Raw genomic sequence first — 15,592 nt, forward strand, 5'->3', positions numbered from 1 at the left:
CTTGGAAGCGGCTGAACCGGGCGTTGGCGTCGCGCCAGCGCCTCGGGTGATCAGTACAGCTTCTTGGGGAGTTGCATGCTCCGCACGCGCTTGTAGTGGCGCTTGACGGCGGCTGCCTTCTTGCGCTTGCGCTCGGCGGTCGGCTTTTCGTAGAACTCGCGGGCACGCAGATCGGTCAGCAGGCCGAGCTTTTCGATAGTGCGCTTGAAGCGGCGCAGCGCGACGTCGAACGGCTCGTTTTCTTTTACGCGGATGGTGGTCATTTAAAAAATTGGGTCTGTTGAATTTGGCCTGGGGAAGATCGGGCCCCGGGCCGGGGTTCCTCAACTGAAAAGGGATTAGGCCGTTGAGGGAAGGCCAAAGTTAGCCGGGCATTATAGCGTCAGCTTTGCCGTCCAACGCCAGTGCCCGCGCGCATGCATGGGCGCTGGCCCAGGCCCATTGAAAGTTGTAACCGCCGAGCCAGCCGGTCACGTCGACCACCTCGCCGATGAAGTACAGCCCGGGCTGTTTCGACTCCAAGGTTTGCGACGAGAGATCGCGCGTGTCGACGCCGCCTGCCGTGACTTCCGCTTTTTTGTAACCCTCCGTGCCGCTGGGCGTGATCTGCCAGCGCGCGATCCGGTCGGCCAGCGCCGAAATCGCCCGATCGCCCGCTTCATTGATCGGGCGCTGCAAGGATGAGTCCTGGTCGACCCATGCGTCGGCGAGGCGCGAGGGCACCAGGGCGGCCAGTTCGTTGTTGATGCGTTTGCGCGAGCGCTGCTTGGCTTCGGCGAGCGCGGTGGCGACATCGATGCCGGGTGCAAAGTCGATCGTGAGCGGCGCGCCTGGTCGCCAATAGCTTGAAATCTGCAGTACCGCGGGGCCCGACAGCCCGCGATGTGTGAACAGCAAGTCTTCGAGGAAGCTCATGCGTTCCTTCTTGCTACCGGTTTCGATTCGAACAGGCAGCGCGAGGCCCGCCAGTGTCGAATAGGGCTCCCATCCCTCGCCGCCGAAAGTGAGCGGAACCAGAGCCGGCCGCGGCGGGACAACGCGCAAGCCGAACTGCGTTGCAAGCCGATAGCCGAAGTCGCTGGCGCCGATCTGCGGGATGGAAAGACCGCCCGTGGCAACCACGAGGCGCGGTGCGCGCACCGCGCCGCGGCTTGTTTCGACCTGATAGCCGCCGCCGTTCGTGTGGGCTATGGCGCCCACCCTGCAGGGTTGCCAATGCGAGACGCCGCCGGCGCTGCACTCGGCGAGCAGCATGTCGATGATCTGCTGCGAAGGACCGTCGCAAAAGAGTTGGCCCTTGTGCTTTTCGTGGAACGCGATTCCGTGCTTCTGGACGAGCTCAATGAATTGCTGCGGCGCATAGCGCGACAGAGCAGAGCGACAGAAATTGGGGTTTTCGCCGATGAAATGCCGTTGCGGCGCGCGCACGTCCAGGTCGCGGTTGGTGAAGTTGGCGCGCCCGCCGCCTGAAATGCGGATCTTCTCGGCAATGCGTTCGCTATGGTCGAGAAGGAGCACGCGCAGCCCCTGCTGGCCGGCCAAGGCGGCGCAGTGCAACCCGGCAGCGCCCGCGCCGATGACGATGGTGTCGTAGGAACTCAACGCTCGCCGCCCGCAGCCTTGAAGGGTTCGCCGCTCATCAGGTGCCGAATCGAGAGGCGGCCGTTCCGACTGCGGCCATTCCGCGCAAGACGTCGCCGACGACGATGATCGAGGGGCYGGCGAGGCCCGCGTCAGCCAAGTCCGCGCGAAGCTTGGCAAGCGTGGTTGCGATATGCCTTTGCTGCGGCAGGCTCGCGTGCTGGATCACCGCCACCGGCGTGTCGGCCGAAAGACCATGAAGCAGTTCGTTCTGGATGTGCGCCACGCCGGTGACGCCCATGTAGATCACCAGCGTCAGGCGTGCATCGCGTGCAGTGGCGGCGAGCTGGCGCCAATCCATCGGGTGCTCATCGGCAGCGTGCCCCGTCTTGGCATGTCCTGTGACGAACACCACTCCTTGGGCGTGATCGCGATGGGTGAGCGGCACGCCGAGCGCGGTGACTGCGGCCAGCCCTGCCGTGATGCCGTTGACGACCTGCGCCTCGATGCCGGCTTCGCGCAGGTGTTCGACTTCCTCGCCGCCACGGCCGAAGATGAAAGGATCGCCACCCTTGAGGCGCACGACGGTCTCTCCTTCATGGGCGGCGGTGATCATGAGCCGCTCGATGAACGCTTGGGGCGTGCTTCGGCAGCCGCCTCGCTTCCCGACATGAACGATGCGCGCACCGGGTCTCGCATAAGCCAGGATTTCTTCGCTGACGAGGTCGTCGACCAAGAGCACCGTCGCGGCCTGGATGGCCTTGACGGCTTTGATTGTGAGCAGTTCGGGGTCGCCGGGGCCGGCGCCGACCAGCGTGCAACTGCCGTGGTGGGATGACTTGCTCATGGAGTTTCCGTGGTCTCTTTCGCTTTCCGCACCGCTGGGGTTACCTGCGCCAGCTTCGCCAATTGGACGATGTGCCCCACCTGTTGCGCGATGGCGTTTGGCACCGACGCTTCGCCCGCCAAGACGCGACGGGTGTAGGCCGCTGTCGTCGCGATGTCGATTTCGGTGGGCAGGCCAGGCACTTCACTTTGCGTGCCCGGCTGCTGCGCCTGCAATGCAACGTGGCGCCCGTGAACGAACCCGTCGATTTGCGCGGTGCGGCGCGGGTCGGCGGCGCTTTCGCCTTCCAGGCCGCGCGAGAGCAGGGCGGTCATCCCCATCAATTCGAAAGTCGCCGCCATCGACTGCGCATATTCGGGGTGCGTATAGCTGCCGACGACCAGGCATTCACCTTCGCTCGGCTGCATCAGCTTGACCACGCTGTGTCCAGGATTGCGCAGGCCCACGACACGTCGCACATCGAGCAGGCGCTTCAGGCCCGGGGACAGCAGTTCGGTGGGCGCGAAGACGATCTCGCCATCGGCAATGGGACGAATGCTTTGCAGCGTCGGCACGTCCAGCGCCGAGAGCACGCTGGATGCCAGGACGCGCGTCGATTCCGTGGCGGCACCATGCACCAGCACAGGCAGGCCTTCGCGCGCCAGCAGCAGGGCGAGCAGCGGTGTCAGAACCGGAAGGCGTCGCGCGCCGTTGTAGCTCGGCAGCACCACGAGTGGGCGTTCCGTCGCTGGAAAGCGATGGAGCCGGACATGCGTCGCATCGAGGAAGCCTGCCAGTTCTTCTGGCGTCTCGCCCTTGATGCGCATCGCGAGGCAGAAAGCGCCGATTTCCAGATCTGTCACCGTGCCGTCGAGCACCTGGCCGAAGAGATCGCGCGCTTGCTCGCGGTCCAGCGGCTTTGCACCGCGCGCGCCGCGACCGATTTCCTTGATGTATTGGCTGATTCCCATGGGTGCCCGGATTGTCCCGCATGACTTATGCCGCAAATGGGGCGCGCTTATGCCCCGTCGCCCAGGCGGGTTTATCGCGGTCGCCCCGTCAAGGCTCATGGCGACTCCGCCAGAACCGGCCCGGAGGACAAGCGCACCATCCGTTTCAGCTCGGTGATGCAAGACCCGCAATTGGTGCCGCATTTCAGCGCGCCCTGCAATGCGGCGAGTCGCTCCACGTCCGAGCCCGCGGAGGACGCGAGATGCTCGCCGATGGCGGTTTGCGTGACACCGAAGCAACTGCAGACGATTTTGCGTGCCGCGACACCGATGGGCGCCACCGAGGCGGGCCGCAGCAGTTGCCGGCCAAAGGCCTGCGCCGGCAGCCGGTCTTGCAGCAACGCCTTGATCCAGACTTCCGAGCGAGTGTCTCCGCCCAGCAGGAAGCCTTCGAGGTACGCGTTCGCGCCATTGCGTGTCAAACGGACCGCGCGACGCTGCCCGCGTTTTGCATCCGCGTAGCGCAGTGTGTCGGTGCCTGCGAGCGCAAGCAAGCCTTCTATCTGCGAGAGGACGGCGTCGGGTGGTGCCTCATGCGCGGCAGCCCGGAACAGCACGCCGGTGCGATCGGGACTCGCATCTTCGAGTGCAGCGCCTGCGGCAAAGGGCACGCAGCTGGCGAACGGAAACGCCGACATCAGGTTTCGCAACTCGCCGGCGACAGTCAGCGCGGCCTCCTGCGGGAGCCATGCGGCGGCGAGGAGTGTCCAGGGCATCTCGGCCTTGAGGACTTTCACTGCTGCGTGCTTGAGCTCGGGTTGCTTCGAATCGGGGCAGAAGCTGGAGGTCGTGAGGGCATTCACGCCCGCAAGCCGCGTGCCGGTGCTGGACGAGCCGCTCAGGTATTCGCCACCCCAATGCATTGCAATGAAGACTTGGCTCAAGCCGACATCGGCGCTGCCCGCGACGGGCACCACGATCGAGCCTCGGCGCGAGGTGACGTGCACGAGATCGCCCTCGGCCAATTGGCGCCTGGCCATGTCCTGCGGATGCATCTGAGCCACAGGCTCGGCGGCGTGGCCGAAGAGCCTGCCCAGTGTGCCGGTGCGGCTCATGCCGTGCCACTGGTCGCGCAGCCGGCCAGTGTTGAGAGAGAAGGGATAGCGCGCGTCACGGGGCTCGGTTACCGGCTTGTAGGGCGTATCGACGAACTGCGCGCGGCCATCGGGCGTTGGGAAGATGCCGTCCTCATAGAGCCGAGCGCGGCCTTCTGTCTCGCCTTCACGCAGTGGCCATTGCTGCGGCGCCGATTCGAGCATCGCGTAGCTCATTCCAGTGATGTCGAGATCGCGCCCGCGCGTGGATTCGCGGTGTTCATTCCAGACCGACTCGGCATCCACGTAGGGAAAGAGCGTGGCTGTGCGGCCCAGGCGCTCCTCGAGCCGCCGCGCGAAACCCACGCCGATAGACCAGTCATTGCGAGCCTCGCCAGGCGGCGGCACAGCTCGCCGCACTCGAGAGATGCGGCGTTCGCTGTTGGTGACGGTGCCTTCCTTCTCGCCCCATGTGGTGGCTGGCAGCAGCAGGTCGGCGAACTCGCAGGTTGCCGTTTTCGCGAATGCCTCCTGCACCACGACGAACTCGCAGCGCTCGAGCGCGCGGCGCACCGTCGCCTGGTCGGGCATCGATTGCGCTGGGTTGGTGCAGGCGATCCAGAGCGCGCGGATTTCGCCGTCCGCCGCGGCCTGGAACATTTCGACCGCAGTCTTGCCCGGTCGAGCCGGCACATCGTCGATGCCCCACAGCGCCGCCACTTCGGCGCGATGCCGCGGATTGGCGAGATCGCGATGAGCGGAAAGAAGATTGGCCAACCCACCCACTTCGCGGCCGCCCATGGCGTTGGGCTGACCGGTGAGCGAGAAGGGCCCCGCGCCGGGTTTGCCGATCTGCGCCGTCGCCAGATGGAGGTTGATCAGGGCCGCGTTCTTCGCCGTTCCGGAAGAGGATTGGTTCAGGCCTTGGCAATACAGGCTCAGCGTCGCTGCAGAAGTCGCAAAGAGGCGCGCCGCCTCCAGGAGGTCGTCCTTGGAGATGCCGCAGACCTGTGCGACGCGGTCGGGTGTGCAGTCGCGCACCGTCGCTTTCAAGGCGTCGAAGCCGTTGGTGTGCTCGGCGATGTAGCGCGAATCCGCCCAGCCTTCCCACAGCATCAGGTGCAGCATGCCGTTGAAGAGCATCACGTCGGTACCCGGCTGGATCGGCAAGAACAGGTCAGCAATCTCGGCGGTGTCCGTGCGGCGAGGATCCGCCACGACGATCTTCATGGTTGGATTGGCCGCCTTCGCATCCTCGATGCGCCGGAACAAAATGGGATGCGCCCACGCAGTGTTGCTGCCGACGATGAAAAGGCACTGTGCGTGCTTCAGGTCGTCGTAGCAGGCTGGTGGTGCATCGGCGCCCAGCGTCTTCTTGTAGCCGGCCACCGCGCTGCTCATGCAAAGGCGCGAATTGGTGTCGATGTTGTTGGTGCCGACGAGCCCTTTGGCCAGCTTGTTGAAGACGTAATAGTCCTCTGTCAGCAGTTGTCCGGATACGTAGAAGCCGACGGCATCGGGGCCGCTTTCCTCGATGACCTGCGCGAATCGTTCCGCCGCGACCCCCAGTGCGCCGTCCCATGTGATGGGCTCGGGGACGGAGCCACGAGTGGCACGCTGCAATGGCTGCAAAAGACGAGTCTGCATGGTGACGGCAGCGCTGGCGGTCAGGTGCAGCGTAGACCCTTTCGTGCACAGCCGACCGAAGTTGGCGGGGTGCGCCGGGTCCCCGCGCACGCCGGTGATCTGCGCGCCGTCGGACTCGATGATGACGCCACAGCCCACGCCGCAGTAGGGGCAGGTGGAGCGTGTTTCGTTCATGGTGCTGGCTCGGGTGAAGATAGTCAGTCTGCGACGACTGGCTGAGGCCCCGCCACAGGCCGCGAGAGATCGGTGGCGTGCAATTGGAGCTCGCCCGCATCGAGGTGCACCACACCGTTGGCGACTTTCACTGCAAAGCGCGGTGTGCAGCCTTCGTCGGGCGATTTCGCGCAACCATCGTCGAGTCCGATCGCCCAGTTGTGCAGCGGACAGGCCACGCTGGTGCCGAAGACGATGCCCTGGCTCAACGGTCCGCCCTTGTGCGGGCAGCGGTCGAGCAATGCAAAAACCTCGTCCTCTGAATTGCGGAACACCGCAACATCGATGCCCTGGGYGCGCGCCACTCGACGGGCACCAAGCACGGGAATGTCTTCGACCCGGCAGATCACTTTCCATTCGCTCATGATTCGCTCTCCTTCAGACCGTCTGCGCATCAGCAGGGATGCTCTCGACTACGGCAATCGGCTTGAACTGCCGCACGTCGACAGAAGCCTGGCTGGACTCGAACCACGGATCGGGTTCGCCATCGAGTGCGAACTGGAGCCGCTCCCACAGCGTCTTGCGGCCTTCCGCGTCCTCGAGGACCTTCTTCTTCACGTAGTCGAGGCCGACACGTCCGATGTAGTGCACGGTGCGCTCCAGATACCAGCCTTCCTCACGGTAGAGCTGAAGAAACGCGCCCGCGTACTCCATCACTTCATCGGATGTCTTCACCTTGACCAGGAACTGTGCGACTTCGGTCTTGATGCCGCCGTTGCCGCCCACGTAGATTTCCCAGCCCGAATCGACGCCGATCACGCCCACGTCCTTGATGCCCGACTCGGCGCAGTTTCGCGGGCAGCCCGAGACTGCGAGCTTGACCTTGTGCGGCGAATACATCGCCCAAAGCGCGCGCTCCAGGTCCTTGCCCATCTGCGTCGAGTCCTGGGTGCCGAAGCGGCACCATTCGCTGCCTACGCACGTCTTCACCGTGCGCAGCGACTTGGCGTAGGCAAAGCCCGAGGGCATGCCGATGTCCTTCCAGACGTTCTCCAGGTCTTCCTTCTTCACGCCGAGCAGGTCGATGCGCTGGCCGCCCGTGACCTTGACGGTCGGGATCTTGTATTTGTCCGCCGCGTCGGCGATGCGGCGCAATTCGTCGGGCGTCGTGTGGCCGCCCCACATGCGCGGTATCACCGAATAGGTGCCGTCCCGCTGGATGTTGGCGTGGCTGCGCTCGTTGACGAAGCGACTCTGCGGATCGTCCTTTGCCTCTTTCGGCCAGGTCGAGATCAGGTAGTAGTTGATTGCAGGCCGGCAGGTCGCGCATCCGTTTGGCGTCCGCCAGCCGAGATTGCGATACACCTCGTCGTGTGTGAGGTAGTGCCCTTTTCGGATCGCCTCACGCACGTCCTGGTGGCTGACATCGGTGCAGGCGCACACAGCCTTCTTCTTCGGCGTGGCGGAGTAGTCGCCGCCGGCCGTGAACATCAGGATCTGCTCGACCAGCCCGGTGCACGAGCCACACGATGCACTGGCCTTGGTGTGCTTCTTGACCTCTTCGAGAGTGAAGAGTCCCTTGTCCTTGATCGCCTTGCAGATGGTGCCCTTGTTGACGCCATTGCAGCCGCAGACCTCGGCGTCGTCCGGCATCGAAGCAGCCTTGCTGTGGCCTTCGTGGCCGGTGTCGCCGATGTTGGATTCGCCGAACATCAGCTTGTCGCGAATGTCGTGCACGCTGCGTCCGTCACGCAGCAGCTTGAAGTACCAGCTGCCATCCACCGTGTCGCCGTAGAGGCAGGCGCCGACGAGCTTGTCGTCCTTGATCACCAGCTTCTTGTAGACGCCGCCGAAGGGGTCGCTCATCACGATTTCCTCCGTGCCTTCGCCGCCCATGAATTCGCCGGCGGAGAAGAGGTCGATGCCTGTGACCTTGAGCTTCGTCGACGTCAGCGAGCCCATGTAGCGGCCGATGCCGAATTGCGCCAGGTGATTCGCCGCGACCTTGGCCTGCTCGAACAGCGGTGCGACCAGGCCGTAGGCGATGCCCCGATGCGCAGCGCATTCGCCGACCGAGTAGATGCGCGCATCGGTCACGGTCTGCATGGTGTCGGTGACGACGATGCCGCGGTTGATGTGCAGCCGCATCTTCTCTGCCAGCTCCGTGTTAGGACGAATGCCGACGGCCATGACCACCAGGTCGGCGGCGACTTCGGTGCCGTCCTTGAAGCGGATGGCCGAGACCCTTCCTTGTTCGTTGCCCACGAGTTCCTGGGTTTGCGCACCAATGAGGAACTTCAGGCCGCGGTCTTCGAGCGACTTCTGCAGCAGCTTGCCGGCCACGTCGTCCAGTTGCCGCTCCATCAGCCACGGCATGACGTGCACCACGGTGACGTTCATGCCGCGGAGCATCAGGCCATTGGCCGCTTCGAGGCCCAGCAGTCCACCGCCGATGACGACCGCGTTCTTGTGCGTGCGTGCGGTCTCGATCATGTAGTCGGTGTCGGCGATGTCGCGATAGGCGATCACGCCCTTCAGGTCTTTGCCGGGAACAGGCAGCATGAAGGGGTTGGAGCCGGTGCACATCAGCAGCCGGTCATAGACCGCCTCGGTGCCGTCTTCGGCGCGAACGATGYGGTTGACGCGGTCGACTTCCGCGACCTTCTTGCCGGCGTGCAGTGTGATGTTGTTCTCGGCGTACCACTCCCAGCTGTTGAGGACGATCTCGTCGACCGTCTGCTCGCCCGCCAGCACCGGCGACAACAGGATGCGGTTGTAGTTTGGATGCGGCTCGGCACCGAACACGGTGATGTCGTAGAGATCGGGCTCGATCTTGAGCAGCTCCTCGATCGTGCGCACGCCGGCCATGCCGTTGCCGACCATCACGAGTTTCATTTTCTTCATGGCGTTGGACCTTTCCTGGATTCAATCAAGCGAGGTGCCCGGGGCGCGCGTGGAGAATCGCGCCATGAGCTTTGAAGTGGACATCGGCTACAGCAGCCTGCGCGGGCCCCGCGAGGTCAACGAGGATTTCGCCGGCGCGGTGCATGCGCCGCAGGGCGAGGAAGCGCGCGGACTGATTGCGGCCATCGCCGACGGCGTGTCCGCCGGGGGACGCGGTCTGGAGGCCGCGCAGACCACCGTGATGGGCCTGCTTGGCGATTACTTCGCCACGCCCGACACCTGGGAGCCGACGGCGGCGCTGGACCGGCTGATCGGCGCGCAGAACGCATGGCTTGCCGATCACAACCGCCGCCGCCAGGGTGGCGGCACCGCGCTCACCACGTTGACGGCGCTGGTGCTGCATGGACAGAGCTACACGCTCGCGCACGTCGGCGACACGCGCGCGTGGCGAGTGCGCCAGGGTGGCGAGCCTGCCATGCAGCTGACCCATGACCATGCCTTCGAGCACCCCGATCTGCGAAGCCGGCTGACGCGCGCAATCGGTCTCGACGATCAGGTGCGGGTCGACTATGTGCAGGGCGACGTGCGGGTCGGCGACTGCTTCGTGCTCAGCTCCGACGGCGTTCACGGTGTGCTCAAGGCACAGCATTTGGCGGCCCTTGCGCTGCAGGGCAACGCGGGCGAGGCCAGCGATGCACTGGTGCAGGCCGCGCTGGCGGCAGGATCCCGCGACAACGCCACCGCGCTGGTGATCCGCGTCATGGGACTGGATGCCCGCCAACTGGACGATGAGATGGGCGACGTGCGCCGGCTGGCTCCGCCGCCGCAGCTGAAGGTCGGCGATGTGCTCGACGGCTACGTCATCACCGCGCGGGTGGCCGACACCGGCGTGCATGTGCTCTACCAGGCACGTCGACCCGAGACGCGAGCACTGGTGACCCTCAAGACCTTGCATCCGTCCCGGGCCGGCGATCCGCAGGAGCGCGCGATGCTCGCTCACGAAGCCTGGCTGGGCCTGCGCGTCAGCGCTCGCGCCGACAGCGGCTTCGTGCGCGTTCACGAACGCGCGGAGGATGCCAGCGCGCTCTACACCGTGTTCGATTGGCACGGCGGACGAACGCTCGAGCAGATGCAGAAGGACGGTCGGCGTGGTGCGGTGGCGGAGGTCGTGGCCGCGGCCATCGAAGTGACCCGCGCGCTGGGAAGGCTGCACCGCCACGGCGTGGTGCATCGCGACATCAAGCCGGGCAACCTGCACCTTGGCGACGATGGGCGCTGGCGCATCCTCGACCTGGGTGTCGCGCTGTCCGGGCGCGAGGGCGCGGCGCAGCGCGAGCTGCACGCCGGCACGCCCAGCTACATCAACCCCGAACAGTGGGAAGGCGAGGGCGCCGACGCAGGCAGCGATCTGTTCGCGCTGGGGGTCACGCTCTACCAGTGGCTCGCCGGGCGCCTGCCCTATGGCGAGATCGAGCCCTACCAGGCAGCGCGCTACCGGCGCGATCCGGCCGCGTTGTCGCGCATCCGGCCCGATGTGCCCGTATGGCTCGACCACCTGGTGCGCAAGGCCGTGGCGCGCGATCCCCGGCAACGTTTCGAGACGGCCGAGGAACTTCTGCTCGCGCTGGAGCGCGGTGCGTCCCGTCCCGTCGGCGCGCCGAGCGCCACGCCGCTGGCCCGCCGCGATCCGGCGGCGCTCTACAAGATCGCGCTCGCTGTGTCGCTGCTGTTCAATGTGCTGCTGGTGGTGTGGCTGCTCTTCCTGCCCCGGACTTGAGAGGCGTGCTGCTCGCCCCCAGGTTGGCTCACTTCGCGTAGCCGCCCACCCCCATCCGGGGGCAATACCGGCGACCCGGTGAAGCCGGTTCCGCGGTATTTTTGGAATGAGGGTGTGCGGGGTCATGCGTTGCGCGCCTTGGGGGCCTTGGAGCTCTTGGGGCGGTGGGTCGTGACTGGTGGCTGTGCGGCTTCGCGGGCGCGGCCGCCTTTTTCGGCCCAGGTGCGGGTCCAGCGGATTTGCATCACGCGCATGACGGCCAGCATGACGAGCGACAGTGCGGCGAAGAAGACGAAGCCCCAGGCGTAGCTGCCGAGGTATTGCTTGGACAAGCCCATCGCGTTGGGCACCAGGCCTCCGCCGAGCGCACCGATCTCGCCGATCATGGAGCCGGCCACCGCTGTGCTTGCGGGCCAGCGCAGCGGCACGAGCTGGAAGAGTGCGCCGTTGCCCGCACCCAGTGCGGCGAAACAGGCGATCAGCAGCAGCGTGGTGAGCGTCAACGATGCCGACGATGCGCCGACAAGGACCAGGCTGATCGCCACCACGAGCAGGACCAATGTCAGCGTGTTGACGCCGCCCCAGCGGTCGGAGATCCAGCCGCCGATCACGCGCACGGCCGCACCCATGAAGGCGGCCAACATAGTCAGCTGGCCGGCCTGCACCTTGCTGACGCCGAATTGGTCGTAGTAGTAGGAGGGCAGGAAGGTCGTGAGGCCGATGAAGCCGCCGAAGGTCACGCCGTAGATGAGGCTGAACACCCATCCGTCCTTCTCGAACAGGCAGGCGATGTGCTCGCGGAAGCTGGCGTGGCTGTCGATGTCGGGTGGCTCCTTGGCGAGCATGATCATCACGATCATCGGCACCAGGATCGCGACAGCCGCCACGCCGTACACACTTTGCCAGCCCAGCCATTGGGCGAGCGGCGGAGCCACCAGCACCGACACCGCGGTACCGACGTTGCCCGCACCCACCAACCCCATGGCGAGGCCCTTGTGCTGCGGCGGGAACCAGCCCGAACCCAGCGAAAGCGCGACCCCGAAGCTTGCGCCCGCGATGCCCAGGAGCACGCCCATCGCGAGCAGATCGTTGAAGCTGTGCACCATGAAGAAGCCGAACAGCATCGCCACGGCAATCAGGCCCATCTCGACCAGCGTCGCACTCTTGCGGCCGATGTATTGCGACAGGATGCCCAGCGGAAAACGCATCAGCGCACCGGCGATGATCGGCACCGACAGCATCAGGCCTTTCTGCGCCGGCGAGAGGTTGAAGGTCTCGCCGATGAACGGTGCCATTGCACCGTTGAGCACCCAGATGCAGCACGAGAAGGCGAAGTACAGGAAGGCCGCGAACAACGTCGGGCCGTGGCCTGAGCGAAGGAAGGACTTGAAGCTGGACATGGCTTTCAATGCGAAATGCCGCGGCGCGGCCGTTGGCGGGCCGTGTCGTCGGACGGGGTTGGGGCGGTGTGCCGGCAGCGGACGCTGACGGCGTGAGGGGTGTGCCCGATGGTTGCGCTACCGGGCGGCATGCAGGTGTCTGCCGCTTCACCAAAGCGGTGCTTCGTTACACCGCGAGCCATATCACGCAAAACATGTGCCAACGCATCGCGGCGCATCTGCCCTATGCTTTCGGTCACAGCTTGAAACGCGCCGTGAACCCTCTTTTTGTTGTCTTTCCCTCCGAAGCCACCGACCTTGTCCAGGGTCTCGACGCTTCGGCGTTCGTGCGTGCGACTTGCCGCACGATGGTGTCGCAGGCCCAGTCGCTTGCGCCCCGAGAAATCCTGATCTGCATGCCCACGCTGACGCAGGATCTTCTCGATGCATTGCAAGCCTGGTCGGGCACGCCGCCATGTGCAGTGAGCCTCGCCTGTGCCCCGCTGGATCGTGAGTCGCACGAGAAGTTGGCGGCGCTCGGCGTGCACGCGTGGGAATCGATCGAGGCGCTGAACGCGCAATCCCTCGAGGCCTTGCTGGGCCGCGCGCAGGCGCGCTGGCAGCGGGAGAACGGGCTGCGCACCGAACTCGTCGCGCTGCGCACCCGCCTGGACGAGCGCAAGTGGATCGATCGCGCCAAGGGCCTGCTGATGTCCGCACGCGGCATCGAGGAGGACGAGGCCTTTGGCCTGCTGCGCGGCGCGGCCATGCATGCCAACCTGCGCCTCGGCGAAGTCTCGCGGTCCGTGGTCGAGGCTTCGCGATGGGCCGATGCGATCAATCGCGCGGGGCAGTTGCGCATGCTGTCCCAGCGGCTGGTCCGCGTAGCGGCGCAGGCGCTGGCCGGTGTCGATGCGCGACGCGCGCGCGTCCTGCGAACGCAGTCGGCTGAGCGCGTGCAGGACAACCTCGATCATCTGGCTGCCCTCGAACTGAATGAGGCCGGTGGGCGGGCCCTATCGGATGTGCGCGTGGCCTGGCAAGGGCTGGAGGCGGCACTTGACGCGCGCCTCGCACCGGGAGCGTTGATAGATATCGATGCGCGTGCCGATGCGCTGCTGTCTGCCGCCGAGACTCTGACGGGTGCACTGGAGGCACACGGCGCGCGACGGGCGCTGCGTATCGTCAACATCTGCGGGCGCGAGCGCATGCGCGCACAGCGGCTTGCAAAGGACGCGCTGCTGGCGTCGATCTTGTCGCAAGATGCCATGCGCGACCGCTTGGCGCCGACCATGGAGGCGTTCGAGTCCGCGCTGCTCGAGCTCGAGCGCGCACCCTTGAGCTCACCCGAAATCCGGACCGCGCTGGCGGCCGCGCGCGACGAGTGGCTGCAACTGGTGCACGGCGTGCGCGACGTCGCGAGCGCAGAAGGGCGCGCTGCGCTGGTGCGTTCCAGCGATGCGCTGGTCGACACCTTCGACCAACTCACCGCCTCGTACGAGCACAGCTTGCAGGTCATCATGTCCTGACTCCCGCGTGAGTGGTCCGCCGCCGTGGCGACTCAGGCGGCGACCTTCTCCACGTGCGCCTGGCGCGTGTAGAGAAAGTCGATGACGGCCTTGCGCGCATGTACGTAGACCGGGTCTTCCGCCAGCTCGACGCGATTGCGCGGACGTGGGATGTCGACTGCCAGCACTTCGCCGATGGTCGCCGCGGGCCCGTTGGTCAACATCACGATGCGGTCGGACAGCAGCACAGCCTCGTCCACGTCGTGCGTGACCATGACGACCGTGCTGTGCGTCTTCTGCACGATGGCGAGCAACTCGTCCTGCAGCTTGGCGCGCGTGAGCGCGTCGAGTGCACCGAAGGGCTCGTCCATGAGCAGTACCTTGGGTTCCATCGAGAGCGCGCGGGCGATGCCCACGCGTTGCTTCATGCCGCCGGAGATCTCACCGGGGCGCTTCTGCGCCGCCGCGCTCAGACCGACCAGCGCGAGCGCCGCTTCGGTGCGCGCCTTGAGTTGCGCCTTCGCTTCGGTCGACGCGAACACGCGCTCGACACCGAGGTACACGTTCTCGTAGCAGGTCAGCCAGGGCAGCAGCGAGTGGTTCTGGAACACCACCGCGCGCTCTGGCCCCGGGCCCTTGATCTCGCGATTGGCGCAGAGCAGCACGCCTTGCGTGGGCGTGGTGAGACCGGCGATGAGGTTCAGCAGCGTCGACTTGCCGCAGCCCGAGTGCCCGATCAGTGTGATGAACTCACCCTTGGCCACGCACAGGTTGATGTCGCGCAATGCGAGGAAGCTGCCCTTGGCCGTCTTGAACCGCTGCTCGACGCCCTGGATCTCGATGTACTTCTTGTCATCATTCATGACTTCACCTCTTCGAACGTGAATGCCGTGGCGATCTTGATGAGCGCGAACTCGAGCACGAGGCCGACGATGCCGATGACGAAGATCGCGATGATGATGTTGGCGACGTTGAGGTTGTTCCACTCGTCCCACACCCAGAAGCCGATGCCGACACCGCCAGTGAGCATCTCTGCCGCGACGATCACGAGCCACGCGGTCCCGACGGCGAGCCGCACGCCGGTCAACATGTAGGGCAGCACCGCTGGAAAGAGGATCTTGGTGAAGATCTTCCATTCGCTGAGGTTCAGCACTTTCGCGACGTTCATGTAGTCGCTCGGCACGCGCTGCACGCCCACCGCGGTGTTGATGATCATCGGCCAGATCGAGCAGATGAAGATCGTCCAGATCGCCGCCGGATTGGCGCCCTTGAATACCAGCAGCCCGATCGGCAACCAGGCCAGCGGAGAGACCGGGCGCAGCAGGCTGATCAGGGGATTGAACATGCGCGAGAGGAAATCGAAGCGGCCGATCGCGAAGCCCGCAGGGATACCCACCGCGGCCGCGAGACCGAAGCCAAGCGCGACGCGCTGCAGCGACGAGAGCACGTTCCAGCCCACGCCTTGGTCGTTGGGGCCCTTGCTGTAGAACGGATCGCTGAACACCGTCAGGGCCTGCTGCCAGGTCGCGAGCGGCGAGGGAAAGCCGGTGGTGCTCTTCATCGCGACCAGTTCCCAGATCAGGATCAGCAGCGCGACGCCGAGCACCGGCGGCAGCACGCGCAGCCACAGCGCGCTGAAGTCGCGCGGCGTTCGCGGCTCGGGTTCGGGCCGGCGGGCCAGGGCCACGGGCTTGGTCGCGACAAAGCTCTTTGCAGCGGCCGGCAGAGCGGGACGGGTATCGAGAGGGGAATGAAAGACAGCGCTCACCATGA

The 15,592-nt window shown here is 65.6% G+C and carries 12 protein-coding genes; 2 read left to right on the top strand and 10 right to left on the bottom strand.

Annotated features, from left to right (window positions below; translation table 11 throughout):
- Positions 1–50: 50 nt before the first annotated feature.
- The 7 genes from rpsU to nirB form a co-directional block, all read right to left on the bottom strand.
- Positions 51–263: a 30S ribosomal protein S21 gene (rpsU, locus tag AC1DMA_RS12045; protein ID WP_007833691.1), complete on the bottom strand. Its 213-nt coding sequence runs from the start codon at positions 261–263 to the stop codon at positions 51–53.
- Positions 264–363: 100 nt separating this feature from the next.
- Complete coding sequence (locus tag AC1DMA_RS12050) at positions 364–1,602, bottom strand: BaiN/RdsA family NAD(P)/FAD-dependent oxidoreductase (RefSeq protein ID WP_478144331.1); 1,239 nt, start codon at positions 1,600–1,602, stop codon at positions 364–366.
- 37 nt (positions 1,603–1,639) lie between these two features.
- The gene (cobA, locus tag AC1DMA_RS12055; RefSeq protein ID WP_478144332.1) at positions 1,640–2,428 is read right to left on the bottom strand and encodes a uroporphyrinogen-III C-methyltransferase; all 789 of its coding nucleotides are present in this window, start codon (positions 2,426–2,428) and stop codon (positions 1,640–1,642) included.
- Positions 2,425–3,378: a DNA-binding protein YbiB gene (ybiB, locus tag AC1DMA_RS12060; RefSeq protein ID WP_478144333.1), complete on the bottom strand. Its 954-nt coding sequence runs from the start codon at positions 3,376–3,378 to the stop codon at positions 2,425–2,427. Before ybiB ends, cobA begins: the two co-directional genes overlap by 4 nt.
- A 95-nt stretch (positions 3,379–3,473) precedes the next feature.
- A complete protein-coding gene (locus tag AC1DMA_RS12065) occupies positions 3,474–6,272 on the bottom strand; it encodes a nitrate reductase (protein WP_478144334.1) in 2,799 nt (932 codons plus the stop codon).
- A 23-nt stretch (positions 6,273–6,295) separates the two neighbouring features.
- Positions 6,296–6,676: a nitrite reductase small subunit NirD gene (gene nirD / locus AC1DMA_RS12070; RefSeq protein ID WP_478144335.1), complete on the bottom strand. Its 381-nt coding sequence runs from the start codon at positions 6,674–6,676 to the stop codon at positions 6,296–6,298.
- Between the two features lie 13 nt (positions 6,677–6,689).
- Positions 6,690–9,155, bottom strand: coding sequence for a nitrite reductase large subunit NirB (gene nirB / locus AC1DMA_RS12075; protein WP_478144336.1), 2,466 nt, complete (start codon positions 9,153–9,155; stop codon positions 6,690–6,692).
- Between the two features lie 64 nt (positions 9,156–9,219).
- Here nirB and AC1DMA_RS12080 point away from each other — a divergent pair, with 64 nt between their 5' ends.
- On the top strand, positions 9,220–10,932 hold the full coding sequence (locus AC1DMA_RS12080) for a bifunctional protein-serine/threonine kinase/phosphatase (RefSeq protein ID WP_478144643.1): 1,713 nt from the start codon (positions 9,220–9,222) through the stop codon (positions 10,930–10,932).
- A gap of 122 nt (positions 10,933–11,054) precedes the next feature.
- Here AC1DMA_RS12080 and AC1DMA_RS12085 read toward each other — a convergent pair whose 3' ends face one another.
- Entirely contained in the window at positions 11,055–12,332 is a 1,278-nt protein-coding gene (locus AC1DMA_RS12085) for an MFS transporter (RefSeq protein ID WP_478123927.1), read from the bottom strand.
- Positions 12,333–12,586: 254 nt separating this feature from the next.
- Between AC1DMA_RS12085 and AC1DMA_RS12090 the strand changes: the two genes are divergently transcribed.
- Positions 12,587–13,840 (top strand): ANTAR domain-containing response regulator, encoded by a 1,254-nt coding sequence (locus AC1DMA_RS12090; RefSeq protein WP_478144337.1) that lies wholly within the window; start codon positions 12,587–12,589, stop codon positions 13,838–13,840.
- Positions 13,841–13,872: 32 nt separating this feature from the next.
- Here AC1DMA_RS12090 and AC1DMA_RS12095 read toward each other — a convergent pair whose 3' ends face one another.
- Together AC1DMA_RS12095 and ntrB are read right to left on the bottom strand one after the other, a co-directional pair.
- Positions 13,873–14,682: an ABC transporter ATP-binding protein gene (locus tag AC1DMA_RS12095; RefSeq protein ID WP_478144338.1), complete on the bottom strand. Its 810-nt coding sequence runs from the start codon at positions 14,680–14,682 to the stop codon at positions 13,873–13,875.
- A complete protein-coding gene (ntrB, locus tag AC1DMA_RS12100; RefSeq protein WP_478144339.1) occupies positions 14,679–15,590 on the bottom strand; it encodes a nitrate ABC transporter permease in 912 nt (303 codons plus the stop codon). Before ntrB ends, AC1DMA_RS12095 begins: the two co-directional genes overlap by 4 nt.
- Positions 15,591–15,592: the final 2 nt, after the last annotated feature.

This window comes from Variovorax sp. 05N34, assembly GCF_056397405.1.